The following is a 602-nucleotide window of genomic DNA, read 5'->3' on the forward strand; positions in this document are numbered from 1 at the left end:
GGCCTTGGCGGCCGCGGCCGCCGCCTGCGGCGCGAGCGGGTTGGCCGGGGTCGAGGGCGACCCGGCTCGCGCCAGCGCCCCCTCGGCCGACAGCAGCGACGCCAGCGCCGCGGCGCCGAACCCGCACCCGCTCTCCCACAAAAACTCCCGCCGCGTCCGACCGCAGAAGTTATGGATGTGATTGGTCATCTTCAGCTCGTTCTAATTCTTCGCTTCGTCTTCTTAGCGCCTTTGCGCCTTTGCGTGAGACCATCTTGACTGCGGTCTCACGCAAAGGCGCGAAGGAATACGGGGAGTGATTTAATCGAGGTACAGGAATTCGTTTTGGTTCAGTGCGACCAGGCACCAGTAGCGCAAGGCTTCTTGGGGCTCACGGCCGTGTTCTTCGGCAAGTTGTTGTATCAGGCCGAGGCCGTCGGCGATTTCGGCCTCGGTCGCCGGCCGACCCAGGGTGATTTCAATCGCCCGCGCCACCTGCTCCCGCGGCTGGTCTCCCGCCTCGGCCCGCACGCGCTCGGCCAAGTGCCGGGCCTGCTCGTTGGCGAACTCGCCGTTCAACAGCGACAGCGCCTGCCCCGGCTGCGTCGTGTTGAACCGCGCCT

Annotated in this window: 2 protein-coding genes; both read right to left on the reverse strand. The window is 66.4% G+C overall.

Features of this window, described 5'->3' with window-relative positions:
* A partial coding sequence (locus JNK74_29500; protein ID MBL7650310.1) for a DUF1501 domain-containing protein occupies positions 1-189 on the reverse strand: 189 nt, incomplete at its 3' end.
* A 111-nt stretch (positions 190-300) separates the two neighbouring features.
* Positions 301-602, reverse strand: a 302-nt coding sequence (locus JNK74_29505) for a DUF1553 domain-containing protein (protein ID MBL7650311.1), incomplete at its 5' end; no start/stop codon positions are given.

The organism is Candidatus Hydrogenedentota bacterium (assembly GCA_016791475.1).
Classification (GTDB): domain Bacteria; phylum Hydrogenedentota; class Hydrogenedentia; order Hydrogenedentales; family JAEUWI01; genus JAEUWI01.